Here is a 26479-nt window from a genome sequence, read left to right as displayed (position 1 = left end):
AAGAAGACCCGGAATTGAAGCGTTTCCTAGAGGTCTTCGTAGTCGCGGCCGCGCAGATGGCGGATCAGCATGCGGCGAAGCCGGCTCGTCACGGCCATGCTCAGATGCTTGCGGTTGTCACCGGCGCGAAAATCGATCGTCTCGCCGAACGCAACGTCCACGTCTAACGCCCCTTCCTTCAGGACGCCGAGCAGATGCGGCACAAGTTCGATATCGCCCGGCCATGCCGCGATCGGCCGATGATAGCGGCCCATGGCCATGCCGTGGACGCGGGTATAGGCGATCGCCACCGGCTGGACATGCACCACACCTTCCGGCGTGTGCTGGACCGCGGCGGCGGCGGCACCGAAAAGTGACGACTTCACCTCCAGAAGCCGGTTGCCGTCGGAGGTGGTGCCTTCGGGAAAGAGCACGACGATTTCGCTATCCGCCATGCGCTCGGCGATCTCGTTCACCTGGTCGCCGGTACGACGCTTCTGTTCGCGGACAACGAAAATGCTCTTCTGCAGCTTGGCGAGCGTGCCGAAGACCGGCCATTCCGACACTTCCATCTTGGCAATGAAGACGACGTCGGCGACCGCCCCGAGCACGAGAATATCCTTCCACGACGCATGATTGCAGGCAAGCATCAGAGGCCGGCGGGGCTCAAGCGCTCCATGAACATGAATACGGATGCCAAGCAGAAAACAGGCGGTCCTATGCCAGTAGCGCGGGATATAGCGGCGGATCTTGAGGTCGAAGGCGAGGCCGAGGAGCTGAAACGGCAACAGCACCAGCGTAACTGCGAAAAGAGCAACGAAAACGAAGCCGATCCGCGCCCAAGTAATCACTTATCGTTCCTATCCAGCGGGATGCCGTAGAGCTCCAGCCGGTGGCCGACGAGACGGAACCCGTGTTCCCGGGCAATGCGTTCCTGCAGCGCCTCGATTTCCGCCGAGCGGAACTCGATGACATTGCCGGTATTGAGATCGATCATATGGTCGTGATGTTCCTCAGGCACGGTCTCGTAACGCGAGCGGCCGTCGCGGAAATCGTGACGCTCGATGATGCCCTCGTCCTCGAACAGTTTCACCGTGCGGTAGACGGTCGAAATCGAGATGCGCGAATCGACCTTCGAGGAACGGCGATAGAGTTCCTCGACATCCGGATGGTCATCGGAATCCTGCAGGATACGCGCGATCACGCGGCGTTGATCCGTCATTCGCATGCCTTTCTCGGCACACAGCTCCTCCAGGGTCTTGGAAAGGTCTGTCATGTCGTTCTGGCCTTCGAAACGTTCCCGTAGAAGTTAACGGACTAGCGAAGAACGCGGCTCATGACAAGCGCAGAGGATCGCGTCCCGTCCGGCCCTGCATAATAGGCTGGCCGTTCGCCCACTTTCTGGAATCCGAGCTTGCGGTAAAGCTCGACGGCAGGGCGATTGGCTGCCTCCACTTCCAGGAACATGCTCTCTCCGCCTCGCGACGCCGCTTCGCGCAAGGCCGCCTGCATCAAACGCCAGCCAAGCCCGACCCGGCCGAATTTCTCATTGACGGCGACTGTCAGTATCTCCGCCTCGCCGGCCGCCTCACGCGACAGAACGAAACCGCCGAGCGGCTTCGAGAAAAACGCATTGGTCTGGCGCGCAACGAAACCGAAGACATTCTGCTGCAGGAGCAGGTTCTGGAATTCGCCATCACTCCACCGACGCGGAAATCGCTGGCCATGCAGCTCCGAGATTTCCAGGCAATCGCCAGCCTCCATCGGCACGACTTCGAAATAGGGCTTCCAGGTCAGGTAGTCGTCGAGCATCGGCGCAGTCTGTACATTCACGAACGGGCAAGGGCAAAACCGGTCTGCGGTTTCGCATCTGGCCCCCGAAGATACAATGGTTTGGGACGTTGCGCATCCACAGGTTTTTCGGCGGCTATGCGCGCCACAACGGCGATATCGAAGCGGTCCCGCCCGTCATAATCGGCCGTTCCCTTACCAAGGGAGTGCTCGACCCAGGAGCCGGTCGCTGCCGCCGAAAGAGATTTGGCCAGTTCCGAAGCGTCCTCCGGCGAAAGCGCGGCGGGTTGGCTCAACGCCTCGCCCGCAGCGGAAAACGCCTGCGTGTAGACTTCGTTGCGCTTGGCATCCATGGCGACCACGACCGGATGACCTGGATGTTCCTCAAGGAATTTGACCGCAAGAGCCTCAAGCGTGGTCACGCCGACCGATTCGACACCAAGGGCCAGCGCCAAACCACGGGCAGCCGCAACACCGACGCGAATGCCGGTGAACGAGCCGGGGCCGATGACGACCGCCACACGCTCGACTGACTTGAGGGGAAGATTGGCGGCGGCGAGCACTTCATCGATGACCGCCATCAGCCTCTCGGCATGGCCCTTGCCGATCGTCTCGGTCACTTCAGACAGCACTTTGCCCGCCGCGCTGTCATAGAGCGCTGCGGAGCAATCCACCCCGGCGGTATCGATGGCGAGAACGATCATTCAACGGTGCCGTCGGGCTTAGAGAGCTTCGACGGCCTGCACTTCCGGAACGAAATGCTTGAGCAGGTTCTGCACGCCGTGCTTCAGCGTCGCGGTGGAGGACGGGCAGCCGGAGCATGCGCCCTTCATGTTGAGATAGACCGTGCCGTCGCGGAAGCCCTTGAAGGTAATGTCGCCGCCATCCTGGGCGACGGCCGGGCGGACGCGGGTTTCGAGCAGTTCCTTGATCGTCGCGACGATCGTTTCGTCGTCCTCGTCGAAGAACTCACCTTCGACGTCAGAGGCTTCCGCAAGCGTGGAAGTACCGCCCATGACCGGCGCACCGGACATGAAATGCTCCATGATCGAACCGAGGATCGCCGGCTTCAGGTGCTGCCATTCGGCGCGTTCCTTGGTCACGGTGATAAAGTCGTAGCCGAAATAGACGCCGGTGACGCCCGAGATGCCAAACAGACGCTCGGCCAGCGGAGATGCTTCCGCCTCGCCGGCATTGCGGAAATCGGCGGTGCCTTTATCCATGACGACTTTGCCAGGCAGGAACTTCAGGGTCGCCGGGTTGGGGGTGGCTTCCGTCTGAATGAACATCTCGTCTCTCCTGGGGCACGGCGCCCCTCGCAAATTTAGAACTCTTCAAAAGAAGATAAGCCGTATCAGCTTTTCGTTCAAGTGCTCCTTTGCCTGCGCAAGATCAAGTCCGCAATCAGGCCAGCGCGTCGATTTCGTCGGCCGTCAGCGTGTCGGGCAGCACGGTGACGGGAATCGGGAAGGCTGCAACGGCGGACACCAGGGGTCCCGGCCCTTCCTTGGTGGAGCCGGCCGCCAGGACGAGGACGGCGATATCGCGGTCTTCCTCGACCAGCTGGATGATCTGTTCGCTGGCGTTGCCTTCGCGGATGACGATTTCCGGATCGATGCCGATCGTCTCGCGCACCTTCTGGGCGGCCTTGGCCATTACCGCATCCGCTTCCTCGCGGGCCTCGGCACGCATGATCTGCTCGACGCCCAGCCATTGCTGGAAATCGCCCTCGGGGATAACGAAAAGCAGCACGAGACCGCCGTTGGAATTCTTGGCGCGGCGCCCGGCGTAATGCACCGCCTTTTCGCATTCCGGCGTGCCGTCGATGACCGCCATGAACTTGCGCCGGTGCCCTTCAAGCCGCGATAGCCGTTTCGATACCATGCCGCCCCTCCTTCGCATGTAGACGACCCGAGCAGTCGTGATGCGGAACTTATACCAACCGAAGAAAATGAAAACCCGCCACGAATGTCGTGACGGGTATGCAATCTTTGCGTGACTCGAAAGGCGCCGACAATCTCAGCGCAGGAAGCCGACGATATCGAAGACGTCTCCCATGACCTTCTCGGCGCGGGCGCGGGCACGCTCGCCGCCATCCCTGAGGATGGCGTCGATATGGGTCGTGTCGTCCATCAGGCGGCGCATTTCCGACGTGATCGGCGCGAGCACGTGAACCGCGAGGTCGGCCAGGGCGGGCTTGAAGGCAGAGAACTGCTGGCCGCCATACTCGGCGAGAACGTCCGCCTTCGTCCTGTCGGCAAGGGCTGCATAGATGCCGACCAGATTGTCGGCTTCCGGGCGGCCCTTCAGACCTTCGAGTTCGCTCGGCAGGCCCTCCGGATCGGTCTTGGCCTTGCGGATCTTCTTGGCGATCTCTTCCGGGTCGTCCATCAGGTTGATGCGCGACAGATCCGACGGGTCGGATTTCGACATCTTCTTGGTGCCGTCGCGGAGTGACATGACGCGCGGCGCCGGCCCCTCGATCAACGGCTCGACCAGCGGAAAGAACCCATGGATCGGCTCCTCGCCGACGACCATGTCGACACCGGTGCCGGCGGCGCGGATCTTCTCCTGGAAGTCGATGTTGAACTTCTGGGCGATATCGCGGGCAAGCTCCAGATGCTGCTTCTGGTCGTCGCCGACCGGCACGTGGGTGGCGCGGTAGACGAGAATGTCGGCGGCCATCAGGCTCGGATAGGCGAGCAGGCCGAGAGAGGCGTTCTCGCGGTCCTTGCCAGCCTTGTCCTTGAACTGGGTCATGCGGTTCATCCAGCCGATGCGGGCGACGCAGTTGAAGACCCAGGCGAGCTCCGCATGCTGCGGCACGGCCGACTGGTTGAAGACGATATGTTTTTTCGGATCGATGCCCGAAGCAATGAAGGCGGCGGCGATCGAGCGGATCTGGCCCTTGAGGTCGTCATGGACGAGCTGGGCGGTGATCGCGTGCAGATCGACGACGCAATAGATGCAGTCGTTGTTTTCCTGCAGCGCCACGAACTTGCGGATCGCGCCGAGGTAATTGCCGAGATGGAGGTTGCCGGTCGGCTGGACGCCGGAAAAGACAAGCGGCTTGAAGGTGTTCATATCGTCCTCGATTAGGCTGGTGGAGGGCCCCAGACCCGAAGGGTCATGTTGCTAACGCGCGGGCTTATGCACGGCGAAGCCCGGAGGATCAAGAGGCTCGGGAAGCGGCGTGCTCAATCAGATCCCAGGTGTTGCCGTAAGGATCGGCAAAGACCGCCACCGAGCCGTAGACCTCATGCCGCGGCTCCTCGAGGAACCGGACGCCCCTGGCGGTCATGGCGGCGTGATCGCGAGCAAAATCGTCGGTCTTCAGGAAGAAGCCGACGCGGCCGCCGGTCTGGTTGCCGATCGCCGCCTTCTGCGTGTCGGTGGCAGCCTCAGCCAGCAGCAGTGCCGCCCCCTCGCCGCCCTTCGGCTTCACCACAAGCCAGCGTTTGCCTTCCGGCTGGGCGCTGTCCTCCAGGCAATCGAAGCCGAGCACGCCGCAATAGAAATCCTTTGCCCGGTCGTAGTCATCGACGATCAGGGCCACGAGAAACAGCGATTGGATGGGCATGCAAAACTCCGGATTCGAGTGATTTTTACCCTTGAGAATTGCCCGCCGTGGCGGTCTTTGGCGTAGCGCGGAACTCCGTTCAGGAGGTCTGGCGAAACGCCAACAGCAACAAAAGAGCAACCCACATGTCATTCGAGGTAGGGCCACGAAACGACTACCTCATTGGACGTACAACTCCTAAGTCAATACGCCTAAAGGCAAAATTTTTCTCCACACGTCTCCGAAAAGATTAATGAATGTTAGCCTTTTAGGCAGACAAAATCCCATTTCTGAGCAAAAGCCTCCTTATTCGCGCCCATTTTGGAAAGGAAATACCCAGGCGTACCACGGTTAACCGGTCATGAACGACACGGTCTGTTCTCGGGGATGTCCCATGCGCATCATATTTCGCGTCGCGCTTTCCTGCCTATTGGCGCTAGGCCTGAATGTCACAGCAGAAGCTGGCGAAAGCCAAAAGCGAAGAAGCACTTCCTTCAAGCACGATTATTCAGCCTTTTTCACCGTGCAGCGGATCAGCGTCCGAACGAGTTGCTTCCCGGAAAAACTGGGGGCCATCCTGGCCCATATCGCACGCGAGACCGGGCGCAAGCCGATGGTCACGTCGGGCCACCGGCCGCATTCGGGCAGATCGCAGCACAGTCACTGTTATGCGGCCGACATCCGGGTACCGGGCGTGTCGGAACGCGCTATCCTCGCCGCCGCGGCCAGCGCACCCGGCATCGGCGGCATCGGCCGTTATTGCAACGGCATCGTGCATGTGGATGTCGGGCCGAAACGTCGCTGGGCCTATTGCGGTCGGCGCAAGCGGGGTTAGGCCTTCGGTTTCCGCTTGATGTTCCGGCGTATCATGCCGATGTCGGCGCCGCCGATCAGGAACGCGCAGGCGAAATAGACAACCATCGCCAGGACCAGCAGGCAGGCGAGCGCTGCGACCTGATGGATCAGCAGGGCATCCGGGACCAGCCATGGGCTGGCATAACGGAGCGCATAGATCAGCGTTGCGGACATGATGGCCGTCGAGACGAGCAGCATGGCGGTGCGCCTTGCGAGTGCCCATTCCCATGTGAGATGACCGCGCCAGACGAGCGTCGTGAACAGCAGAACGGTATTGGTCCAGCCGGCCGCAGCTTCTGCCGTCGCAATGCCGCGCTCGGCGATCAGGGGGAAAAGCGAGATCGCCAGGCCTGAATTGATGACGACCGATAGCAGGGTGAACCGCATCGGCGTCCTGGTGTCCTCACGGGCATAGAAACCGGGCTGCAGCGCCTTGATCAGCACGAAGCCCGGCAGGCCTATACCATAGATGGCGAGGATCGAGGCGACGACCGAGGTGTTCTCGACGGAGAAGGCGCCACGCTCGTAGAGCACGCGGATGATCGCGTCCGACAGGATCCAGAGGCCGGCGGCGGCCGGAAGCGTCAGGAACAGCACGAATTCGATCGAACGGTTCTGGGTATTGGCGGCTTCCTTGAGATGGCCGCCCTTCAAGGCACGGGCAAGTTCCGGCAGGAGCACGACGCCGACGGCGACGCCGACCACGCCGAGCGGAAGCTGGTAGATGCGGTCGGCATACTGAAGGGCGGCGATCGCGCCTTCCTTGCCCGAGGCGATCGCCTGGCCGATGATCTGGTTGATCTGGGTGATGCCGCCGGTGACGGCCGCCGGCACGGCCAGCACCAGAAGGCGCTTGACGTTCGGCGTCATCTTGGGGCGCCGGAAGCCGATATTGATGCCGGCATGGCGCACACCGGCATAGACCACCGCAAGCTGCAGAACGCCGGCCGCCAGCACGCTCCAGGAGAGATACCAGGCGATGGTCAGCGGATCGGCATGGATCCAGAGGCCGTAGAACAGCGCGCCGATCATCACCACGTTGAGGAAGACAGGGGCGATGGCCGCAGCGAAGAAGTGATGCAGCGAATTCAGCATGCCGCTCATCATCGCCGTCAGCGACATGCACATCAGATAGGGGAACATCACCGCAGCCAGGCGGATGGTGATGGAGGTCTTTTCGGGATCGTCGGCAAAGCCCGGCGCGATGATCCATTCCACCAGCCATGGCATCATCAGTTCCATGACGATGGTGATGATCATCAGCGCCGAGAAGAGAACGCCGAAAACCTCTTCCGAAAAGCGCTTGGCGCCCTCGACGCCGTTCGCCTCGATCTCCTTCGAAAACAGCGGCACGAAGGCCGCATTGAACGCGCCTTCGGCAAACAGCCGGCGGAAGAGGTTCGGGAAGCGGAAGGCCGCATAAAAGACATCGGCCATCGGGCCGGTGCCGAGCGCCGCCGCCATGAAGGTCTCGCGCGCAAAACCGAAAATCCGGCTGCCGAGGGTCGCGCCGCCGACTGTCGCAAATTTTTTGACGAGGCTCATCGGGCGGGTTCCAGGATGTGCGTTGTGCCGGACAAGCGAGGCTGTGGCCTGGGGCTACCCCCCTCTGGCCTGCCGGGCATCTCCCCCTCAAGGAGGGAGATCGACTTGTGGCGGCGTCTCGCCAATTTGCAACGTTGCATTTGAAGCGATGTGGGTACGTCTTGCCAATCTCCCCCCTTGAGGGGGAGATGCCCGGCAGGGCAGAGGGGGGTAAGCCGGTCGTATCCCAACAGGCCCGTCATCAAACCCGCCTCACACGCTTGCCTTGGACTTGCGCGGCTGCGGCGCCTGATCCGGATTGGGAGCCGGGGCGATGATGCCTGCCGGCATGCCGCTCCTCAGCTCATCCTCCTGCTCGGACATCACGGCCTTCAGCCGCGCCGCGATATTGCCCTGGCGGTTCTCGTTCACGACCTTCTGGCCGACGAGATCGGTGACATAGAAGGTATCGATGACCTTTTCGCCGAAGGTGGTGATGCGTGCCGAATGAATGTCGAGCGAAAGATCGGCGAGCACGGCGGTGATATCCGCAAGCAGGCCGGTGCGGTCGAGGCATTCCACCTCGATGACCGTGAACTTGTTCGACAGGCCGTTCGAGAGGATGACCGACGGCGGAATGGTGAAGGTCTTGTTGCGCTTGCGGGACTTGGCGCGCGTCGCGATGACTTCCGGCAGTCGCTTCTTGCCCGACAGCACGTCCTCGATCATCCGGCTGATCGTGCCGGCGCGGCGCAATTCATCCTCGTCCACCGGGAATTCCCGGTTGACCAGGATCGTGTCGAGCGCCCGCCCGTCCGAGGTCGTAAAAATCTGCGCGTCGGCAATGTTGGCACCCGCCGCAGCGCAGGCGCCGGCGATGATCGACAACAGGCGCGGATGGTCCGGCGCCAGGACCGTGATCTCGGTGATGGCGTGGAAACTGTCCGTCCTCACCATGGTGGCGAGCGCCTGGCCTGCCTTGTCCGTGTCACGGAGGAATTTCGTATGACGGACCTGGTCGTCCAGCGAGACCGACAGGAGATAGGGCTGGTAGTGCAGTTTGGAATAAGTACGGCGGTCCTTCGCGCTCCAGTCGGCCAGTGCCTTGACGAGTTCCTCCTCGGCGACCTTGGCGCGCTCCTTGCGCGAGACCTCGGAGAAACCGCCCGAGAGCAGCAGCTCGGTCTCGTAGTAGAGCGTGCGCAGGAGCTGGCCCTTCCAGCCGTTCCAGACCCCCGGGCCGACGGCGCGGATATCGCAGATGGTCAGGATCAGCAGCAGCTTCAGCCGGTCCATCGACTGCACCTTCTCGGCGAAGTCGGTGATCGTCTTGCGGTCGTGCAGGTCGCGGGTCTGGGCCGTCATCGACATCAGCAGATGCACTTCGATCAGCCAGACGACGAGCTCGGTCTGCTTGGCATTGAGGCCGAGACGCGGGCAAAGCTTGCGCGCGATGCGGGCGCCGGCGATCGAGTGATCCTCCTGGCGGCCCTTGGCGACGTCGTGCAGGAGCACGGCGACATAAAGCGCCTCCCGCTCTTCGACGCTCGGCATCACCTTGTTGGCGAGCGGGTGGATATCGGCAGCCTGGCCCTTGTCGACTTCCGACAGCGCTTCGACCGAGCGGATCAGGTGCTCGTCGACGGTATAGTGATGATACATGTTGAACTGCATCATCGCGACGACCTTGCCGAACTCCGGAATGAACCGGCCGAGCACGCCCGCCTCGTTCATCCGGCGCAGCATCAGGGCCGGGTCACGCCGCGAGGTCAGCATCGAAAGGAACAGCCGGTTGGCCTCCTCGTTCTCGCGCACATCGTTGTCGATCAGCGAAAGCGAGCGGGTCATGCGCTTCAGGGCATCGGGATGAAGCTCCAGCCCGTTGATATCGGCCACATGGAAAAAGCGGATGATATTGACCGGATCGCGCTTGAAGACGTTCGGATCGGCAAGCGTGATGCGGCCACGGTCCACGACGAATTCCACGGTGCCGGGGATCTTGTGGAGACGCTTGGTGAAGCGCGAAATGACGCGGTTGGTAAGTCCGGGGGCCGCCTTCGCCTGCTGCTCTTCCAGCGCCGCACAGAGAATGCGGGTCAGATCGCCGACATTCTTCGAGACGAGGAAATAGTGCTTCATGAAGCGTTCGACGGCGGAGAGGCCGGGACGCGAATGATAACCGAGGCTCTCGGCGATCTCGCGCTGGATGTCGAAGGAGAGACGCTCCTCGGCCTTGCCGGTCAGGAAATGCATCTGGCAGCGCACCGCCCAGAGGAAGTCGTCCGCCTTTTCGAACGAACGCGCCTCCTCGCGGGAGAGAACGCCGAGCTTCACCAGTTCGGTCGTCTCGCGGACCCGGTAGTAATATTTGGCGATCCAGAAGAGCGTATGGAGGTCGCGCAGGCCACCCTTGCCTTCCTTGACGTTCGGCTCGACCAGATAGCGCGTGTCGCCGGCCTTCTCGTGACGATTGTCGCGCTCGGCAAGCTTGGCGGCGATGAATTCCGGGCCGGTGTCGGCGACGATTTCGTTGTCGAAACGGCTCTCGAGGTCGGCCACCAGTGCCTCGCGGCCGCAAATGTAGCGGCTTTCGAGAATGGCGGTACGGATCGTCATGTCCGTCTTGGACAAACGGATGCATTCTTCAACGGTGCGGGTGGCATGGCCGACCTTGAAGCCCATGTCCCACAGAACATAGAGCAGGAACTCGACGGCCTTGCGCATGGTCTCGGTATTTCGGGGAGGCAGCAGGAACAGGAGGTCGATGTCCGAGCCGGGCGCCAGCGTATCGCGGCCGTAACCGCCGACGGCCGCCACGGCGATATCCGTACCCTCTGCATAGAGACCTTCGGCAATCGTCTCGTAGAGAACGCGGATCAGCTGGTCCTGGAGCCAGGAGATGCGGCGGGCGCAATTCAGCCCGCTGCCGTCCTTGGAGAGAAGCTGGCGCGCCTTTTCGCGGCCCTCGACGCTTGCCCGGCGCAGCAGCGGCAGAAGTGCCGCCCGCAATTCGAGCTGAGGGCGATCCTTGTCCTTGACGATCGCCCTGCAATCGGCCCGAAGACGGGCCACGTCGAGAAGTTCAGAAAAATCGATGTCGTGTCTGGCCATGTTATCCTGCCGGTGCCCGGCCTGCGGAGGGAGGCTATAATCGTTTTGAGGCACCTTGACCAACGATTATCATCATCGGACGTTTCAAAGTTGTTGCTTCCTGCGTCGAAGTTCAAGCCGGTGTTTTTCTGGCACCGTCGTCTTGCGCAGCCCTGGCCTCGGCTCTCCACTGCTTGGGGCTTGTCCCGGTCACCCGCCGGAATTCACGGTTGAAGTTCGATTTCGTTGAAAAACCGACGTCCAGCATGACCTGGATCACCGTCCTTTCGGTTTCCCGCAGAAGGCGGCAGGCTTCGGCGATGCGGCGGTCGTTGACGAATTGCGAGACATTCAGCCCCGTCACGCGGTTGATGGCGGCAGAGACCTCGCGGGCCGGAAGCCTCGCCTTGCGGGCAAGCTTGGCAAGGCTCAGGTCTTCGTTCCTGTAAAGCTCGCCATCCTCCAGGACCGCCTCGATGCGGGACAGCGCGACCCTGTCTTCCTCGGTCGGCTTGATTGCGAAGGAAGCGGGAAGTGGTTTGGCTGGAGAGAAATCGGGTGAAAAATAGTAGGCGATCACGGCAGCGATCGCCGCCAGGTTCATGATCGTAACGGCCAACGGCACATCACCGGGGCCATAGATATCGGTGTAGACCGCCAGTGCGGCGTCGCTGACGGCGAAAAACAGCATCAGGCCGGCGGTCAATCGGGCGGCACGCAACGCCGGTCTCATGCGCGGAAGCGACGCTTCCGCCATCACGTCCGCGCCACCCGAGAGCGTCAGACGCCAAAGCGCGATGCCATAACCGAAGAAGATCACCAGCAACAATGGATCGACGAGAGCACGCAGGAAACCGACAGCGATGGCGGCGGCCAGGGGTGGCAGGACATGCAGCCAGGGCTTTTCCAAGCGTTCGTCCATCAACGCACGGAAGGCCAGGAAGGCAAGCGGCGGCATGATCGCGGCGGTGATCGGCTGAACCGGCGCAAGCGCCTTGATGCCGTAGCCAAAATGCAGGCCGACGATCACGCCCTGCAGGGCATAGAGGATAAGGAAAGCGAAGAAGTAACGACGCGAGCCTGGCGTTTCGACGCCCTTCAGACTGCGGTACAGCGTCAGCGCGAAGACAAGGCCGGCAAGAAAGGGCAAGGGAACGGACAGCACGTGGAACCTTGGTAAAACCGGCCTGAATTATGATTGCGAAGCCCTTATCACGTTCGAGGTCGAAAGGCATGCGGAGCGAGGGTTGGAAGGCGCCGATCCCTCGGCACCCGTCCTTCGCCTCCGGGTAGCCCAGGATGGCCCTCCCTGAACCCTTGACGGAACTTTATGCCTTAAGCTCCTTCTTCAGCGCATAGAGCGCATCCAGAGCCTCGCGGGGCGTCATGTCGTCCGGATTGATGGCCTTCAGCGCGTCCTCGACCTTGGACGGCCCCGCGCGCTTGGCCTCCTCACGGCGAACGGCGACCTGGAAGAGCGGCAGGTCGTCGATCAGCTGGCTCGCCGGGTTCTTGCGATCGGAATCTTCCAGCTTGGTCAACACGTCGCGGGCGCGGGCGACCACGGAGTCGGGAAGGCCGGCAAGCCGCGCGACCTGAATTCCGTAGGATCGGTCGGCGGCACCCGGCCCGACTTCATGCAGGAAGATCACCTCGCCATCCCATTCCTTCACCCGCATCGTGGCGTTGGAAAGCCGGTTCAGCTTTTCCGACAGCACCGTCAGCTCGTGGAAATGGGTGGCGAAGAGACCACGGCACCTGTTCGCCTCGTGCAGGTGCTCGACGGCCGCCCAGGCGATCGACAGACCGTCGAAGGTCGCGGTGCCGCGGCCGATCTCGTCGAGGATGACCAGCGAACGGTCGCTCGCCTGGTTGAGGATGGCGGCGGTCTCAACCATCTCGACCATGAAGGTGGAGCGACCGCGGGCCAGATCGTCCGAGGCGCCGACGCGGGAGAACAGCCGATCGACGATGCCGATATGGGCGGAGGCCGCCGGCACGAAGGAACCCATCTGGGCGAGGATGGCGATCAGCGCGTTCTGGCGCAGGAAGGTCGATTTACCGCCCATGTTGGGGCCGGTGAGCAGCCAAAGCGCCCCGAACTCGCCGCCATTGTGGGGAGAGAGATCGCAATCGTTGGCGATGAACGGGCCGACGGATTGTCTGCGCAGCGCCTGCTCCACCACCGGATGGCGGCCGCCCTCGATCGCGAACATGCGCGAGGCATCGACGATCGGACGGCGATAGCTCCATTCGTCGGCAAGCATGGCAAGGCCCGCCGCGACGTCGATCACCGCCAGCGCCCGGGCGCCGGCCTTGATCGCCTCGGCTTCGGAGGTCACAGCCGCGACCATCCTGTCGAAGGCTTCGAGTTCGATGGTCAGCGCCTTGTCGGCGGCATTGGCGATGCGGCTTTCGAGATCTGCGAGTTCCGTCGTCGTGAAACGCATGGCGCTTGCCATGGTCTGGCGATGGATGAAACGCGCCTTGCCTTCCGGCGTATCGGTCATGGTGCCGGAATTGCCGGCCGTCACCTCGATGAAATAGCCAAGCACGTTGTTGTGCTTGATCTTCAGCGACTTGATGCCGGTCTCCTCGGCATATTGGAGCTGGAGCGCGGCAATGACCCGGCGCGACTGGTCACGCAGCGCCCGGACCTCGTCGAGGTCCGAATGAGCGCCTTCGGCGAGGAACCCGCCGTCGCGCTTGAGGAGCGGCAGTTCCTGCGCCAGCATGTTGCCGAGCATGGATTCCAGATGAAGCGGCAGAGCCTTCAGGTCGTCGAGGGCCTGTCCCAGTTCCTCGGGCAACATGGCCCTGTCGAGGAAAGCCGCGACGCCGCGGGCCGCTTCCAAACCCTGCTGGATACTGCCGAGATCGCGCGGGCCGCCACGGTCGAGCGCCAGGCGCGACAAGGCGCGCGGCATATCCGGCACGTGTTTCAGCCCAGACCGCAGTTCACTGCAAAGCGACGGCTCTTCGAGCAGGAAGGAGATGGAATCGAGACGCCGATTGATGCGGTCGGGATCCGTGAGCGGCGACATCAATCGTTCAGCGAGCAGGCGGGCTCCGCCGCCGGTCACCGTGCGGTCGATGGCCTTCAGGAGCGTGCCTTCACGCTCGCCCGACAAGGTCTTCGTCAGTTCCAGGTTGCCGCGGGTCGCCGGGTCGATGAAGAGGGTAGAGGCGCCGCTTTCGCGCTCCGGTCGGCCAAGCGGCGGGCGTTCGGCGATCTGGGTTTTTTCCACATAAGCGACGGCGGCTGCGGCGGCAGCCAGCTCCGCGCGCGAAAAATTACCGAAACCGTCGAGCGTGCCGACGCCGAAATAACGGGTGATGCGGCCCTCGGCGCTGGCGCTGTCGAAGAGCACCGACGGCTGCGGCACCGCGACCTTGCCGAGCACGTCGAAGACGGGCTTCAGCTCGGTGTCGTGAAACATCGTGTCCGGCAGGATCAGTTCACGCGGTTCGATGCGCAGGATATCGGCGAGCAACCGTGACTGATCGGTTTCGGCAAGCCGGAAGACGCCGGTCGAGATATCGATCCATGCCAGCGCCAGCAGCGGCTCGGCCGCGCCCTTGATGCGGGCGAGCGCCATCAGGTAGTTCGACTCGGAAGGAGAGAGCAGCTTTTCCTCGGTGATCGTGCCGGGCGTCACCAGCCGCACGACATCGCGTTTCACCACCGATTTCGAGCCACGCTTCCTGGCCTCCGCCGGATCTTCCACCTGTTCGCAGACGGCGACGCGGAAACCGAGGGAGATCAGCTTCTGCAGATAGTCGTCGGCGGCGTGCACCGGCACACCGCACATCGGGATTTCGCGCCCGAGATGCTGGCCGCGCTTGGTGAGCGTGATGCCGAGCGCACGTGACGCATCGACCGCATCCTCGAAGAAGAGCTCATAGAAATCGCCCATGCGGTAAAAGAGCAGCGAACCCGGATTGTTCGCCTTGATCTCGATATATTGCTCCATCATCGGCGTTGCCGAGGCGCGGCTTTCATCCGAGGCAAGCTCGGCAGCATTCAGGGCTTCGATGGAGAATCTTTCAAACTGTGTCACGGAACCGATTTTTTGTTGCGCGCTGGAATTTGCGACACTATCGATGAAGACACCTGAAAGACAACATCTGCCGCGGCCTAGAGGACGGCTGCCCACAAAAAGCTGGAGGAAACATGCCTGCCAAGGACAAGGCCACGGAGAAGGCTGCACGTGCGCGGGCTTCCGTGACCGAACAGGAAGCGCTCGATTTCCATTCGGAAGGCCGCCCGGGTAAACTCGAAATCAATCCCACCAAGCCGATGGCGACCCAGCGCGATCTGTCGCTCGCCTATTCGCCAGGCGTCGCAGTGCCGGTGAAGGCGATCGCAGCCGATCCTGCGACTGCCTACGATTACACGGCGCGCGGCAACATGGTGGCCGTCATCTCGAACGGCACGGCGATCCTCGGCCTCGGCAATCTCGGGGCGCTTGCCTCGAAGCCGGTGATGGAAGGCAAGGCCGTGCTCTTCAAGCGCTTTGCCGACGTCGATTCCATCGACCTGGAAGTCGATACCGAAAACGTCGACGAATTCATCAATTGCGTGCGCTATCTCGGCCCCTCCTTCGGTGGCATCAATCTCGAGGACATCAAGGCGCCTGAGTGCTTCATCATCGAAAGCCGTCTGCGCGAGCTGATGGACATTCCGGTCTTCCATGACGACCAGCACGGCACTGCGATCATCGCCGCCGCCGGCCTGATCAACGCGCTGGAACTGACCGGCCGGGATCTCAAGACCACCAAGCTCGTCTGCAACGGCGCCGGCGCCGCGGCAATCGCCTGCGTCGAACTCATCAAGGCGATGGGGTTCAATGCGGAAAACGTCATCCTCTGCGACACCAAGGGCGTCATCTACCAGGGCCGCACCGAAGGCATGAACCAGTGGAAATCCGCCCATGCGGTGAAAACCACCAAGCGGACCCTGGAAGAAGCCATGAAGGACGCGGATGTCGTGTTCGGCCTTTCCCAGAAGGGCGCCTTTACCGAAGAGATGATCCGTTCGATGGCCGACAAGCCGATCATCTTCGCGATGGCCAACCCCGATCCGGAAATCACCCCGGAAGAAGTCGCCCGCATCCGCGACGACGCGATCATGGCGACCGGCCGCTCGGACTATCCGAACCAGGTCAACAACGTGCTCGGCTTTCCCTATATCTTCCGTGGCGCACTCGACGTTCGCGCCAGCCAGATCAACGATGCGATGAAGATCGCCGCCGTCAACGCGCTCGCCAATCTTGCCCGCGAAGACGTGCCCGACGATGTTGCTGCCGCCTACCAGGGCAACCGCCCCCGCTTCGGCGCACAATACATCATCCCGGTCCCGTTCGATCCGCGCCTCATCTCGGCGATCCCCGTTGCCGTGGCGGAAGCCGCGATGGAAAGCGGCGTCGCCCGTAAGAACATCACCGATCTTGCCGCCTATGGCCGCGAGCTTTCCGCCCGCCGCGATCCGATCGCCGCGACGACCCAAGGCATCTACGAGCGCGTCCGTCGCTTCCCCAAGCGGGTCGTCTTCGCCGAGGCCGAAGAAGAACAGGTTATGCGCGCGGCGATTTCCTTCACCAACCAGAAGCTCGGCACCGCCATTCTTCTCGGCCGTGACGACGTCATTCGCGCGACGGCGGAAAAGGCCGGCATCGATCTCGATCGTCCCGGCATCGAGGTCGTCAATGCACGCCTCTCCAATCGTGTCGATGCCTATATCGACCACCTTTATGCGCGCCTGCAGCGCCAGGGCTTCCTCCATCGCGATGTCCAGCGCCTTATCCATAACGACCGAAACCATTTCGCCGCGACCATGGTCGCCATCGGCGATGCGGATGCGATGGTGACCGGCACGACCCGCAATTATGCGACGGCGCTCCAGGACGTCAGCCGCTGCATCGATCCGAAGCCAGGGCACAAGGTGATCGGCGTATCGCTGGTGATCGCGCGCGGCCGGACGATCTTCGTCGCCGACACGGCTGTCCACGACATGCCGAATGCCGAGGATCTGGCTGATATCGCCGTCGAAGCCGCCCGCGTTGCAAAGCGCATGGGATACGAACCGCGTGTCGCACTCGTTGCGTATTCGACATTCGGCCAGCCGATCGGAGAGCGGTCGGAGAGGGTTCGCGAGGCGGTCAAGATCCTCGACCAGCGTCGCGTCGATTTCGAATATGACGGCGAAATGGGCGCGGACGTGGCGCTCAACTCGCATCGGATGGAGCAGTATCCGTTCTGCCGGCTCTCAGGCACAGCCAACGTGCTGGTCATGCCGGCGATCCATTCCGCCTCGATCTCGACCCGCATGCTGCAGGAACTCGGCGCTTCGACCGTAATCGGCCCATTGCTGGTCGGCCTCGACAAGTCGGTGCAGATCACCTCGATGGGCGCCAAGGACTCGGATATCGTCAACATGGCGGCGATCGCGGCTTACAACGCGGGGACGTAGACTTCATTGAAAGCGAGCTCCAAGTGGACTAAGTTTAGTAAACTAAGTCCACTTGGAGGCTTTGCAGCTCATGAAGACTGTCAATATCCATGAAGCCAAGACGCATTTGTCGCGCCTCATCGAGGAGGCGGCGAACGGCGAAGCTTTCGTCATCGCCAAGGCGGGAAAGCCGCTGGTGAAAGTTGTACCGCTTGAGGAAGAACCGAAGAAGAAACGGCGTGTTGGCTTCCTGAAAGGGCAAATCTCGGTTCCGGACGACTTCGACACAATGTTCGCCAAGGAAATCGAGGAAATGTTCTACGGCGAGCATGAATGAGGATTCTGCTCGACTCCCACCTGCTAGTCTGGCTTTCAGAAGATTCCCCGAGACTACCGCAACAGGTAAGGGAGCTTCTGGAAGACCCAGAGCATCGATTTTTCTTTAGTGTCATCAGTCTTTGGGAACTCTCGATAAAGCGCTCTCTTGGGAAGAGGGGATATCAAGTCGATACAACTTTGCTTCATCAAGAACTGTTGAGCCACGAATACGACGAGCTTCCTTTAAAAGCGTCACACGCTTTTGCGGTTGAAACCTTACCTTGGCTTCATAAAGACCCGTTCGACCGGATACTCATTGCGCAGAGCATTTCCGAAGGCATGCTGCTGCTGACGTCGGACGAAACCGTGGCACAATACGACGGCCCAATCCGCCTCGTCCGTTAGCTCGCAAACCGTCCCGCGTCGGCGCCGAAGTGGGTGATGTAGCGGTCCGAGATCGAAGCGATCGGCAGGACGATCAGCACGTCGGTGGTGTTGAAGGCGTGGTCGATGACCGCGCCATCGCCCACCATCGCACCGAGGCGCAGATAACCCTTGATCAGCGGCGGCAACAGCGAGAGCGCCTTGCGGGCGTTGAGGCCTTCCATCGGCATCAGGTCCATCGAGCGGTAGAGTTCCGGCAGTGCCGAAACCGCCCACTCGTCCTTGGTGAGGACCGAATGGTGCAGGAAGGAGAGCGCCATGGCGTGCTCTTCCGGTAAAACGCCCGGGAATGACGCGCAACCGAACATGGCGTTCATGCCGTGTTTCAGTGAATAGGCCCAATTGCCCTGCCAGAGCAATTCGACGGTGCGCTTGGTGCGATAATCAGGCAGCACGCAGGAGCGGCCGAGTTCCATGAACTGCTTGTCGGGATGACGCGCAAGCAGCGGCTCGATGTCGAATTCCGACGCCGAATAGAAGCCGTTGTTGGCAAGCGCCACTTCCTGGCGCAGCAGGCGGTAGGTGCCGACGATCTGATCTTCGATATCGCCTTCGATTGCATTGTCGACGACCAGAAGATGGTCGCAGATCGCGTCGAAGGCATCGACATCGCGACGGCTGCGCATGGCTTCCGGATTGAGGGTTGCGTTCATCTCTTCGACGAAGACGCGATAACGGACAGCCTGCGCAGCATCGATCTCGCGCTCGCTGCGGGCAAGCCGCGTTTCGAGCGTGCCAATGCGGCCGAAGACATCGCCGCTTACCGGAGCAGAGGCCGGCGCCTGGGTTGTTTCAGGGTTCACTTCACGGTTCAGGAGTTCAATTGCCAAGGTGATTCTCCCCGTCCCGGTTTGATCACCGCCTTTAATCACTTCTCTGCGACAAGAACGTGACATCTCCTGTCACAATAGGTTCCACGGATGATCGCGTCAACGCGCCTGTTGGCGATCGGCAGAGAGTACTCCCAAAATTCGGACCTCCTCCAGAAGCGTCAGCGGATCGACCGGCTTTGCAAAGACGCGGCTCGCCCCGTTCAGAAGAACCTCGCGGTGCGTGGCCTCGCGGCTTTCGCCCGTCAGCACGATCACGGGGACCATAGGCCGGGCGCCGTTCTGCTCTTCGGCACGCAGCGCGGCCAGGAGATTGAAAACATCTCCTCCAGGCATGTACATGTCGGAAATGACAAGATCGAGCGGCGTGTCCCGGTCGAGGACCGTCTCGATCAGCGTCGGGAAATCATCGACGAGACGAACCCGATGTCCGGCCTTTGTCAGAACCGAGCGGATGATGAGCGCGTTGACGGGATCGTCCTCGCCGAGCAGCACATCGAGCCCTTCGCCATGTTTCTCGATAACCGGCGGCGGCGGCATGGCCTGATTGTCATTCAGCGCGTCGCGCGTGCCGAAGCCGCGCAGGCGGCCGCTCAGAACGTCGATCAGAGATTTTTCCCGGAGCGGCCGGATGAGCCAGGCGTCGAAGAAATCCTGCGGCTGGGAGGCGCGTTCCTCGGGGTTGACGAGCAGGATGCGGTGGAGCGGCGCATGCGCCTTTTCATTTGCATACTCGGATGCCAGCCGGTGATCGACGATCAGGTCGGTATAGGGCAACGGGCCCGTTTCGGCACGGTCGATCAGCATCTGCGCGTCGGCCGTATTGGCGACATGCCGGCAGCGGCCGCCAAGCGTTTCGATGGTCGCGACCGTCGCCCTGGCGGCAGGTCCTTCCGGCGCGAGAAGCAGAACCCGGGACATGGCCAGCAACTGGTTGCGTTCGCCGGTGCCGGATTGCGCCGTTTCCGCAAAATGCAGAGGGAAACGGATCGTGAACGTGCTGCCGGCGCCCCTTTGGCTGGCGACGGAAAGCGATCCGCCGAATTCCGTCAGGATGCGGGAGGCGATGCCGAGTCCAAGACCAGTGCCGCCGCTGCGTGCCTCGGCGGAGCCAACCTGCTCGAATTCACCGAAAACCCGCGTCAGTTCCTCCGGCGCCATGCCGGGACCGGTGTCGATGACGGCAATGGCGACGTTGCCCTCCTCCACCGCGGCCCGCACCAGCACGCCGCCATGGGCGGTGAATTTCACTGCGTTGCCGATGACGTTGAAAAGCACCTGGCGGATACGCCCCGGATCGAGATCGAGAAGATCGGGAAGATCAGCCGTCATTGTCGCGGCGATCTCGATCCGCTTCTCATGGGCGCGCGGAGCCAGCATCTCGACGACGTTTTCGATGAGGTGGCGGAGATTTTCCGCCCGGTTGTTGAGCCGGAAGCGTCCGGCTTCCAGCGTCGAGTAGTCAAGCAGGTCTTCGACGAGCTGTGCCAGTGCATAACCGGACTGGCGGATGCCGCTCAGATAGTTCTGCTGTTCCGCCGTCAGCTTGGTCTGACCGAGGAGATGGGTCATGCCGAGAATGCCATTGAGCGGCGTGCGGATTTCATGGACGACGGTGGCGATCTGCCGGGATTTCGCAGCGCTGGCCGCCTCGGCATTCTTCAGCGCATGCTGGAGCCGGGGAACCGTGCGCTGGCGGCGCCACTCGGATATCCGGGAAAGGAGCGAAGCAAAGGCGCTGCGCGGCGCCCTCCGTTCCCCATCCTGCGGCAGCCCCAGGGCGGGCACGACCTTTTCCGCCGCCGGGTCGGCCGTGTCGGCCGCGGCGGGAGACGCGAACGCCTTCGATATCCGTTCATGTATGTCGGCGATATCTCGCATCGGGAAAGACTAACCGGGTTTCTTTCCCAATCCTTAGAGCAATCAGGTAAAATTTTACTGATCGGCCTTTTTCGGCCCGAACAGCTCGTCGAGGATGACCAGGCCTGCCCCGATGGTGATGAAACTGTCCGCCAGATTGAAAACGGCAAAGGACCAAGTCTCGGTGTGAAACAGGATGTAGTCGATCACGTGGCCATAGGCGAAGCCGTCGATCAGGTTCCCGATCGCACCGGCTACAATCAGCGCGAAGCCGCTGTGGGCGAAGGGGCGCTCCTTCGGCGTGCGGCGCCAGAGCCACAGCACGAAGGCGACGATCAGCACCCGCATGCCGACGATGAATTCCCGCTCCATGCCGGACAGCAGCGAAAAGGCGACGCCGAGATTGTAGGTTCGGTAGAGCGCCAGCACCGGCAGAAGTGGCACCGCCTCCTGCATCGGAAGATATTTTTCGACGGCGATCTTCACCACCTGGTCGAGAATGACCGCAAAGACGATGACGACGAGAGCCACCAGAGGCCGTGAAAGAAGGGCTTTGTGTCCGGTCATTTCGTCTCGTCCAGGGTCAGCAGATGGCGGCGGGCCTCGAACAGCATCACCGCGGAAGCGACGGCGAGGTTGAGCGAGTCCGCCCTGCCCTGCTGGGGAATGCGAACGGTGCGATCGGCAGCCCTGGCGAGACTGTCCGGCAGCCCGGACTGCTCGTTGCCCATCAGCAGCACGACCGGCTTTTTCGAATAATCGACAGTGCGATAATCGACGGCGCCTGCGAGATGCGTCGCCACCACCTGGGTGCCGGATCGCTTCTGCCAGTTCAGGAATTCTTCCGCCGAACATTTGACGACCGGTACCGCGAAGACCGACCCCATGGTCGCACGCACGGTTTCCAGCGAAAACGGGTCGGTGCATTCGCCGACCAGGATGACGCCAGAAGCGCCAGCCGCGTCTGCCGTTCGGATGATGGTGCCGAGATTGCCGGGGTCGCGCACGCGGTCGAGCGCGATCAGCGTTTCGTCCCTGCCCGGCCTCAGGTCGTCGAGCTTTTTCCAGCGCTGCTCGAAAATGCCGACGACCATCTGAGGGTTGTCGCGGCGGGTGACCGACGAGAGCACCTTCTCGCTGACCTCCAGCACCAGCCCGCCATGGGCGACGGTCTTTGCCGCCACCTGCTCGACCAGCGGTTTGCCCTTGGCCGCCTTCGCATAGACGAGCGTGCGGATCGACCAGCCGAGCTCGAGCGCGTCGATGACCAGCTTCAGGCCTTCGGCCATGAAGGTGCCGCTCTCTTCGCGGTCCTTCTTGTTGGTGAGCGCCTTGATGTCCTTGATGATCGGATTGGAAAGCGAGGTGACTTCCTTCACCTGGCCGACCCGTCGTGGTCCGGACTTCTGAAAATCGTCGTTCATGCCGGCACCCAGCGACTGAAAAGGGAAGTGGAAAGTGCGCGGCCCGGCGTCTTGCCGTCCAGCCCCGCCTCGCGGATGACGAGTTCGCCCGATTCCACGGCGCCGCCGGCGCCGCGCATCGTCTCGCGCATCAACTCGTGGATCGAATAGAAGCTGGCACGGATCGAATAGGCGGTCAGCACCAGGCCGATCGCCTTGGGTGACAGCAGTTCGCGGCAGATATCGAGCATCAGCGGCAGATGATCGAAAAGCTGCCAGACTTCGCCATTCGGGCCGCGGCCGAATTTGGGCGGATCGGTGAGGATGATGTCGTAGCGATTGCCACGACGCTCCTCCCGCAGGATGAACTTCATCGCATCCTCGCAGATCCAGCGGATCGGAGCCTTATCCAGGCGGGCAAGCGACTGGTTTTCGCGCGCCCAGCCGATCGCCTTCTTGGAGGCGTCCACATGGGTGACTTCCGCGCCGGCAGCCGCCGCGACCAGCGAAGCGACGCCCGTGTAGCCGAACAGGTTCAGCACCTTCACCGGCCTTTTCGCTTCCTCGATGCGGTTCTTCATCCATTCCCAGTGAACGATCTGCTCCGGGAAGACCCCGACATGGCGGAAGGAGGTGAAGCGGCCGAGGAAATCGACGCCAAGCAGCGACAGCGGCCAGGTTTCGCCCAGCGCTTCCTTGGAGAACCGCCAGCGGCCCATGCCGTCCTCGTCCGTGTCTCCGGTAAACAGCGCGTCCGCCTTTTCCCATAGATGGGCGGGAAGAGACGGCTGCCAGAGCGCCTGGGCTTCCGGCCGGACGATGCGATAGGGTCCGTATTGCTCGAGTTTCAGCCCGTTGCCGCTGTCGATCAGGTGAAAATCACCGGCACCGGACGATTCGAGGATGATCGGCACGCGCTCGGGCGGCCGCTCGCCGCTGCGCGGCAAAAGCGGTCGGGTTTCCGCCGGCGCTGCTGCCGGCGCAGGTTTCGCGGTCCTTTCCTGTGGCCGCGAGGCCTGCTTGACTGCCGCTGGTTTTGCGGCGGCGTACCCGCGGGAGGACCGGTTGCCCGCCTCGCTCCGGGCTTTTTCACCCGGCCGCCTTTCCTTGTTCTTCAATACGTTCATCCGCTCGGATTTTGAGAGTTGCGGCAGCAGATAGCATTTGCTGGCCATTCTTCAAAGCCGGGGAGCCGATGGCTGGGCGTTTTATTGACGGCCCGGCCTGTCCGCCTTTTGTCCCCCTTGGCAAAGATCGCCGCCCTTGCAATAAGTCTGGCAACGGTGGACGGAGGATCATCACATGGATATGGGCGGCGAAGAGCGTATTGCGGCACCTCGCGAAGTGGTCTGGGCGGCGTTGAACGATCCGGAAATCCTTCGCCAGTGCATCCCCGGTTGCCAGACGCTCGAACAGAAGTCTCCAACCGAGCTTGCCGCAACCGTCAAGCTGAAGGTCGGCCCGGTTTCGGCCAGCTTCTCCGGCGAGGTGACGCTCTCAGACATCAACCCGCCGGAAAGCTACACGATATCGGGCGAAGGCAAGGGCGGCATCGCAGGTTTTGCCAAGGGTTCCGCGACCGTTACGCTGGTGGAAGACGGCAGCGATACGGTGCTTCGATACTCCACCAAGGCCCAGGTGGGTGGCAAGATCGCGCAGCTCGGCTCGCGGCTGATCGATTCCACTTCGCAAAAGCTCGCGGGCCAGTTCTTCGCGGACTTCAACAAGGCGGTGGTCGCCAAGGCCGCGCAAGCCTAATTACTGCGCCTGAATTCACTTGGAAGGAAGTTGAGCCGAGGCCGGCCGTCCAGCGACGGCGGCCTTGTGTTCGCTCTGCCACCGGACCGCTTCGCGCGCTTCGACGCGAGCCTGCTTGCGGTGCTTGCCCTGGCTCCACCAGGTCACGAACGAACCGATGAACATCCCGATCAGCAAGGCCAGGAACAGGAACAGGAAAAACGGCGCGCTCACCGCCAACATGCCGTCTTCGGGCCGGAAGGGATTGAGCGCGAGCGTGACCATCTGACGGTTCGCGACGGCGAGCACGATCAGCACGATGCCGAGCGGCACGAAAATCACGAGCGAAATGATCCGTTTGAACTTGTCCATGTGAATCTCCGGCAGCAGAACCTCTGCTGTTTAACAGCATCTGTTGCAGAATAGGCGCGCTTTATGGGGTTTCAAGGGCGGCGGAAGGGCGCGCCGGAGGAATCAATCTTCTTCGTCGTCGAGGCCCGGATTCAGGCGCTCGCGCAGTTCCTTGCCCGTCTTGAAGAAAGGAACCCATTTTTCTTCGACGAAGACGCTCTCGCCGGTGCGCGGATTGCGGCCCGACCGGGAAGGACGGTTCTTCACCGAAAACGCGCCGAAGCCGCGCAGTTCGACACGATTTCCGCCGGCCAGGGCATCGGTGATCTCGTCGAGCACGGCGTTCACGATGTTCTCGACGTCGCGGTGGTAGAGATGCGGATTGCGAGCCGCGACGATCTGCACCAGTTCTGACTTGATCACGGTTGCCCCCTGAAAAGTTTAGATTTTCAACCGCGCCCAACCTGCCAAACGGAGACAAGACCGTCAAGAAACAACTTGTCTGCGCCGAAGGTGCGAAGGGCGTCGGGAGTGATCGCCTGGCCGAAACCGGAGAGCTTGAACAACTCGCTGACGGCGCTCGCGAACCAGAAGGACGATGAGGAATTGCGCTCCTTCCAATCGACGACCGGCAGGTCCTTGGAGACGCCGCGCGATTCAAAGTAGTCGCGGATGTCCTCCTCACCGCCCAGTTTGTCGACAAGCTTGACGCTGAGCGCCTGGCGGCCGGTGAAGATCGTGCCGTCCGCGAGCTTCAGAACTTCGTCGCGCGGCAGCTTGCGGCGATCGGCAACGAGATCGACGAACCAGGCATAGCTGTCCATCACCATGTTGCGGATCATCGTCTTGGCTTCCTCGCTCGCCGGATGGAAGGGCGACGGCTCGGCCTTCAGAGGCGCCGACTTGATCTCCTCCAGAGAGACGCCGACCTTCTTCATCACCTCGTCGATCTGCGGGTATTGGAAGATCACCCCGATCGATCCGGTGATCGAGCTTTCACCCGCGACGATCTGGTCGCCGGCCGTGGCGATCATGTAGCCGGCGGAGGCGGCCAGCGTGCGGATATCGGAAACCACCGGCTTATTTTCGGAAACCTTCCGGATCGCCTTGAAGATGCGCTCGCCGCCATAGGTGGTCCCGCCCGGAGAAGAGATCGAGACGATCAACGCCTTGGCCTGGCTGCTTTTCGCGATCTTGTCGAGGCGCTCCAGCAAGTCCTTGTCATCGGTGATCATGCCGGAGATTTCGATGCGGGCGACGTGCGGCACGGCAGATCGGGCACCCTCGCCGGCAACGACCCGGTAAAGCGCGAATCCGATGCCGACCAGGAAAACAAGTGCGACGACCCGCCAGAAACTCAGCTTGCGGCGCAGGGAACGCCGGTCCGCAATTGCCATTTGATCCATAAAAATCACCCTTTGAGATGAACCGCCGTTGCTAAATAGGCTCTCTAGCGCGTTTTGCAGCAGGCCACATCACGTTTTTATGTTGTCCATTATTGTTTGTTGATTGAATCAAAACCATATTGGCGGACAACGCAAAGCTCGCAACCGCTCTATCCGGCACAACCGAGATGAGAACGGAGACGGGTTGGTAAGGAACTATCCGGCACTCATGCTTCAGCATATTCGAAAAACGGCAGGCTTTACGGCGGCGCTGGAGCCGCGCCCGGATGCCTATCAGGCGGCGCTGGCGCATTCCGCGATCGTGCGCAGGCTCAAGATATTGCTGCCGATCCTGGCCGGCGTGATTTCGGCCGCCTTCATCGGCGTCTCGATCATCCGCGCATATCTGCCGGAGAACCTCTCGATTGAAAACGCCCGGATCGAAAACGGCAAGATCGTCATGGAACGGCCGGCGATCTCCGGCCGCAACAAGGACGGCATCAGTTACTCGATGACCGCCAACCGCGCGCTGCAGGATATCCAGAACTCGAACATGATCACGCTCGAGGACGTAAAGGCTGCCGTGCCGGTCAATGACGACGTGATTGCGCGGGTGACCGCGACCGCCGCCGATTTCGACCGCGGCACCGACATGCTCGATCTCAGCTCCCCGTTCGACGTCAATCTGAGCAACGGGATCACCGCCCGCTTCAAGTCCGCGCATCTCGATATCAACGCAGGTGTGATGGAATCACCCGAGCACGTCGATATCTCCATGAAAGAAGGCTCTATTGTTGCAGAGTCTTTAAAGATAACGGATAAGGGACGTACCATCACCTTCAAGGGCCAGGTTCGCGTCCACCTCGATCCAGCCACCATCCGCAACCAAGGCAAGTAGAGCC

At 61.8% G+C, this 26479-nt stretch carries 26 protein-coding genes; 6 read left to right on the top strand and 20 right to left on the bottom strand.

Translation table 11 applies throughout. The annotated features are described in order from the left end of the window. Positions 1–26: 26 nt before the first annotated feature. The 8 genes from ACSQ8R_RS00200 to ACSQ8R_RS00165 form a co-directional block, all read right to left on the bottom strand. Positions 27–830 (bottom strand): lysophospholipid acyltransferase family protein, encoded by an 804-nt coding sequence (locus ACSQ8R_RS00200; RefSeq protein WP_436251539.1) that lies wholly within the window; start codon positions 828–830, stop codon positions 27–29. Beyond that, positions 827–1255 carry a Fur family transcriptional regulator gene (locus ACSQ8R_RS00195; protein WP_436251538.1) on the bottom strand — a complete coding sequence of 143 codons (429 nt, stop codon included), beginning with the start codon at positions 1253–1255 and terminating at the stop codon, positions 827–829. The genes ACSQ8R_RS00200 and ACSQ8R_RS00195 overlap by 4 nt, the downstream gene beginning before the upstream one ends. 41 nt (positions 1256–1296) lie before the next feature. Beyond that, entirely contained in the window at positions 1297–1791 is a 495-nt protein-coding gene (locus ACSQ8R_RS00190; RefSeq protein ID WP_436255334.1) for a GNAT family N-acetyltransferase, read from the bottom strand. A gap of 17 nt (positions 1792–1808) precedes the next feature. Next, on the bottom strand, positions 1809–2474 hold the full coding sequence (gene tsaB, locus ACSQ8R_RS00185) for a tRNA (adenosine(37)-N6)-threonylcarbamoyltransferase complex dimerization subunit type 1 TsaB (protein ID WP_436251537.1): 666 nt from the start codon (positions 2472–2474) through the stop codon (positions 1809–1811). An 18-nt stretch (positions 2475–2492) separates the two neighbouring features. Continuing rightward, the gene (locus tag ACSQ8R_RS00180) at positions 2493–3059 is read right to left on the bottom strand and encodes a NifU family protein (protein ID WP_436251536.1); all 567 of its coding nucleotides are present in this window, start codon (positions 3057–3059) and stop codon (positions 2493–2495) included. Positions 3060–3174: 115 nt separating this feature from the next. After that, entirely contained in the window at positions 3175–3654 is a 480-nt protein-coding gene (locus ACSQ8R_RS00175) for a universal stress protein (RefSeq protein ID WP_436251535.1), read from the bottom strand. Positions 3655–3789: 135 nt separating this feature from the next. Continuing rightward, positions 3790–4854 carry a tryptophan--tRNA ligase gene (trpS, locus tag ACSQ8R_RS00170; RefSeq protein WP_436251534.1) on the bottom strand — a complete coding sequence of 355 codons (1065 nt, stop codon included), beginning with the start codon at positions 4852–4854 and terminating at the stop codon, positions 3790–3792. 88 nt (positions 4855–4942) lie between these two features. Next, positions 4943–5350 carry a VOC family protein gene (locus tag ACSQ8R_RS00165; protein WP_436251533.1) on the bottom strand — a complete coding sequence of 136 codons (408 nt, stop codon included), beginning with the start codon at positions 5348–5350 and terminating at the stop codon, positions 4943–4945. Between the two features lie 373 nt (positions 5351–5723). On the opposite strand from ACSQ8R_RS00165, the gene ACSQ8R_RS00160 reads away from it, so the two are divergent. Then, complete coding sequence (locus tag ACSQ8R_RS00160; protein ID WP_345923252.1) at positions 5724–6164, top strand: DUF882 domain-containing protein; 441 nt, start codon at positions 5724–5726, stop codon at positions 6162–6164. Here ACSQ8R_RS00160 and murJ read toward each other — a convergent pair. The 4 genes from murJ to mutS form a co-directional block, all read right to left on the bottom strand. Continuing rightward, complete coding sequence (murJ, locus tag ACSQ8R_RS00155; protein ID WP_436251532.1) at positions 6161–7729, bottom strand: murein biosynthesis integral membrane protein MurJ; 1569 nt, start codon at positions 7727–7729, stop codon at positions 6161–6163. The two genes, ACSQ8R_RS00160 and murJ, sit on opposite strands and share 4 nt — an antisense overlap. Before the next feature lie 252 nt (positions 7730–7981). Continuing rightward, positions 7982–10819 carry a [protein-PII] uridylyltransferase gene (locus ACSQ8R_RS00150; protein ID WP_436251531.1) on the bottom strand — a complete coding sequence of 946 codons (2838 nt, stop codon included), beginning with the start codon at positions 10817–10819 and terminating at the stop codon, positions 7982–7984. A gap of 112 nt (positions 10820–10931) precedes the next feature. Continuing rightward, the gene (locus tag ACSQ8R_RS00145) at positions 10932–11963 is read right to left on the bottom strand and encodes a helix-turn-helix domain-containing protein (RefSeq protein ID WP_436251530.1); all 1032 of its coding nucleotides are present in this window, start codon (positions 11961–11963) and stop codon (positions 10932–10934) included. Between the two features lie 163 nt (positions 11964–12126). Beyond that, positions 12127–14775, bottom strand: coding sequence for a DNA mismatch repair protein MutS (gene mutS, locus ACSQ8R_RS00140; RefSeq protein WP_436255333.1), 2649 nt, complete (start codon positions 14773–14775; stop codon positions 12127–12129). 197 nt (positions 14776–14972) lie between these two features. Here mutS and ACSQ8R_RS00135 point away from each other — a divergent pair, with 197 nt between their 5' ends. From ACSQ8R_RS00135 to ACSQ8R_RS00125, 3 genes are all read left to right on the top strand, one after another. Next, positions 14973–17270, top strand: a complete 2298-nt coding sequence (locus tag ACSQ8R_RS00135; RefSeq protein ID WP_436251529.1) for an NADP-dependent malic enzyme — start codon at positions 14973–14975, stop codon at positions 17268–17270. A gap of 70 nt (positions 17271–17340) precedes the next feature. Continuing rightward, positions 17341–17586 (top strand): type II toxin-antitoxin system Phd/YefM family antitoxin, encoded by a 246-nt coding sequence (locus ACSQ8R_RS00130; RefSeq protein WP_436251528.1) that lies wholly within the window; start codon positions 17341–17343, stop codon positions 17584–17586. After that, positions 17583–17972 (top strand): type II toxin-antitoxin system VapC family toxin, encoded by a 390-nt coding sequence (locus tag ACSQ8R_RS00125; RefSeq protein ID WP_436251527.1) that lies wholly within the window; start codon positions 17583–17585, stop codon positions 17970–17972. The genes ACSQ8R_RS00130 and ACSQ8R_RS00125 overlap by 4 nt, the downstream gene beginning before the upstream one ends. On the opposite strand, the gene ACSQ8R_RS00120 is transcribed toward ACSQ8R_RS00125, so the two are convergent. The 5 genes from ACSQ8R_RS00120 to ACSQ8R_RS00100 form a co-directional block, all read right to left on the bottom strand. Continuing rightward, positions 17969–18841: a GNAT family N-acetyltransferase gene (locus ACSQ8R_RS00120; RefSeq protein ID WP_436251526.1), complete on the bottom strand. Its 873-nt coding sequence runs from the start codon at positions 18839–18841 to the stop codon at positions 17969–17971. The two genes, ACSQ8R_RS00125 and ACSQ8R_RS00120, sit on opposite strands and share 4 nt — an antisense overlap. Positions 18842–18940: 99 nt before the next feature. After that, complete coding sequence (locus ACSQ8R_RS00115; RefSeq protein ID WP_436251525.1) at positions 18941–20722, bottom strand: ATP-binding response regulator; 1782 nt, start codon at positions 20720–20722, stop codon at positions 18941–18943. Positions 20723–20776: 54 nt separating this feature from the next. Continuing rightward, positions 20777–21268: a signal peptidase II gene (lspA, locus tag ACSQ8R_RS00110; RefSeq protein ID WP_436251524.1), complete on the bottom strand. Its 492-nt coding sequence runs from the start codon at positions 21266–21268 to the stop codon at positions 20777–20779. After that, positions 21265–22125, bottom strand: a complete 861-nt coding sequence (locus tag ACSQ8R_RS00105) for a TrmH family RNA methyltransferase (protein WP_436251523.1) — start codon at positions 22123–22125, stop codon at positions 21265–21267. Before ACSQ8R_RS00105 ends, lspA begins: the two co-directional genes overlap by 4 nt. After that, a complete protein-coding gene (locus tag ACSQ8R_RS00100; RefSeq protein WP_436255332.1) occupies positions 22122–23231 on the bottom strand; it encodes a class I SAM-dependent methyltransferase in 1110 nt (369 codons plus the stop codon). Before ACSQ8R_RS00100 ends, ACSQ8R_RS00105 begins: the two co-directional genes overlap by 4 nt. A gap of 175 nt (positions 23232–23406) precedes the next feature. Here ACSQ8R_RS00100 and ACSQ8R_RS00095 point away from each other — a divergent pair, with 175 nt between their 5' ends. Next, a complete protein-coding gene (locus ACSQ8R_RS00095) occupies positions 23407–23862 on the top strand; it encodes an SRPBCC family protein (RefSeq protein WP_436251522.1) in 456 nt (151 codons plus the stop codon). A 15-nt stretch (positions 23863–23877) separates the two neighbouring features. On the opposite strand, the gene ACSQ8R_RS00090 is transcribed toward ACSQ8R_RS00095, so the two are convergent. From ACSQ8R_RS00090 to sppA, 3 genes are all read right to left on the bottom strand, one after another. Next, positions 23878–24213 carry a lipopolysaccharide assembly protein LapA domain-containing protein gene (locus tag ACSQ8R_RS00090; RefSeq protein WP_436251521.1) on the bottom strand — a complete coding sequence of 112 codons (336 nt, stop codon included), beginning with the start codon at positions 24211–24213 and terminating at the stop codon, positions 23878–23880. Between the two features lie 102 nt (positions 24214–24315). Further along, a complete protein-coding gene (locus tag ACSQ8R_RS00085) occupies positions 24316–24615 on the bottom strand; it encodes an integration host factor subunit beta (protein WP_007759833.1) in 300 nt (99 codons plus the stop codon). Between the two features lie 26 nt (positions 24616–24641). Then, on the bottom strand, positions 24642–25598 hold the full coding sequence (sppA, locus tag ACSQ8R_RS00080; RefSeq protein ID WP_436251520.1) for a signal peptide peptidase SppA: 957 nt from the start codon (positions 25596–25598) through the stop codon (positions 24642–24644). A gap of 208 nt (positions 25599–25806) precedes the next feature. Between sppA and lptC the strand changes: the two genes are divergently transcribed. Next, positions 25807–26475 (top strand): LPS export ABC transporter periplasmic protein LptC, encoded by a 669-nt coding sequence (gene lptC / locus ACSQ8R_RS00075; protein WP_436251519.1) that lies wholly within the window; start codon positions 25807–25809, stop codon positions 26473–26475. Positions 26476–26479: the final 4 nt, after the last annotated feature.

Origin of the sequence: Neorhizobium sp. LjRoot104, from assembly GCF_964253725.1 — a bacterium.
In the GTDB taxonomy this organism is placed as follows: domain Bacteria; phylum Pseudomonadota; class Alphaproteobacteria; order Rhizobiales; family Rhizobiaceae; genus Neorhizobium.
This window is presented reverse-complemented; position numbering and strand designations above follow the sequence as displayed.

Bases quoted from the DNA above. Each gene is read 5' to 3' on its own strand.
- murJ (WP_436251532.1), bottom strand. From the start codon at position 7,729: ATGAGCCTCGTCAAAAAATTTGCGACAGTCGGCGGCGCGACCCTCGGC.
- ACSQ8R_RS00165 (WP_436251533.1), bottom strand. From the start codon at position 5,350: ATGCCCATCCAATCGCTGTTTCTCGTGGCCCTGATCGTCGATGACTAC.
- ACSQ8R_RS00100 (WP_436255332.1), bottom strand. From the start codon at position 23,231: ATGAACGTATTGAAGAACAAGGAAAGGCGGCCGGGTGAAAAAGCCCGG.
- tsaB (WP_436251537.1), bottom strand. From the start codon at position 2,474: ATGATCGTTCTCGCCATCGATACCGCCGGGGTGGATTGCTCCGCAGCG.
- ACSQ8R_RS00130 (WP_436251528.1), top strand. From the start codon at position 17,341: ATGAAGACTGTCAATATCCATGAAGCCAAGACGCATTTGTCGCGCCTC.
- ACSQ8R_RS00160 (WP_345923252.1), top strand. From the start codon at position 5,724: ATGCGCATCATATTTCGCGTCGCGCTTTCCTGCCTATTGGCGCTAGGC.
- mutS (WP_436255333.1), bottom strand. From the start codon at position 14,775: ATGATGGAGCAATATATCGAGATCAAGGCGAACAATCCGGGTTCGCTG.
- ACSQ8R_RS00180 (WP_436251536.1), bottom strand. From the start codon at position 3,059: ATGTTCATTCAGACGGAAGCCACCCCCAACCCGGCGACCCTGAAGTTC.
- ACSQ8R_RS00190 (WP_436255334.1), bottom strand. From the start codon at position 1,791: ATGCTCGACGACTACCTGACCTGGAAGCCCTATTTCGAAGTCGTGCCG.
- ACSQ8R_RS00105 (WP_436251523.1), bottom strand. From the start codon at position 22,125: ATGAACGACGATTTTCAGAAGTCCGGACCACGACGGGTCGGCCAGGTG.
- lptC (WP_436251519.1), top strand. From the start codon at position 25,807: ATGCTTCAGCATATTCGAAAAACGGCAGGCTTTACGGCGGCGCTGGAG.
- ACSQ8R_RS00195 (WP_436251538.1), bottom strand. From the start codon at position 1,255: ATGACAGACCTTTCCAAGACCCTGGAGGAGCTGTGTGCCGAGAAAGGC.
- sppA (WP_436251520.1), bottom strand. From the start codon at position 25,598: ATGGATCAAATGGCAATTGCGGACCGGCGTTCCCTGCGCCGCAAGCTG.
- ACSQ8R_RS00135 (WP_436251529.1), top strand. From the start codon at position 14,973: ATGCCTGCCAAGGACAAGGCCACGGAGAAGGCTGCACGTGCGCGGGCT.
- ACSQ8R_RS00115 (WP_436251525.1), bottom strand. From the start codon at position 20,722: ATGCGAGATATCGCCGACATACATGAACGGATATCGAAGGCGTTCGCG.
- ACSQ8R_RS00125 (WP_436251527.1), top strand. From the start codon at position 17,583: ATGAGGATTCTGCTCGACTCCCACCTGCTAGTCTGGCTTTCAGAAGAT.
- ACSQ8R_RS00150 (WP_436251531.1), bottom strand. From the start codon at position 10,819: ATGGCCAGACACGACATCGATTTTTCTGAACTTCTCGACGTGGCCCGT.
- trpS (WP_436251534.1), bottom strand. From the start codon at position 4,854: ATGAACACCTTCAAGCCGCTTGTCTTTTCCGGCGTCCAGCCGACCGGC.
- lspA (WP_436251524.1), bottom strand. From the start codon at position 21,268: ATGACCGGACACAAAGCCCTTCTTTCACGGCCTCTGGTGGCTCTCGTC.
- ACSQ8R_RS00095 (WP_436251522.1), top strand. From the start codon at position 23,407: ATGGATATGGGCGGCGAAGAGCGTATTGCGGCACCTCGCGAAGTGGTC.
- ACSQ8R_RS00175 (WP_436251535.1), bottom strand. From the start codon at position 3,654: ATGGTATCGAAACGGCTATCGCGGCTTGAAGGGCACCGGCGCAAGTTC.
- ACSQ8R_RS00090 (WP_436251521.1), bottom strand. From the start codon at position 24,213: ATGGACAAGTTCAAACGGATCATTTCGCTCGTGATTTTCGTGCCGCTC.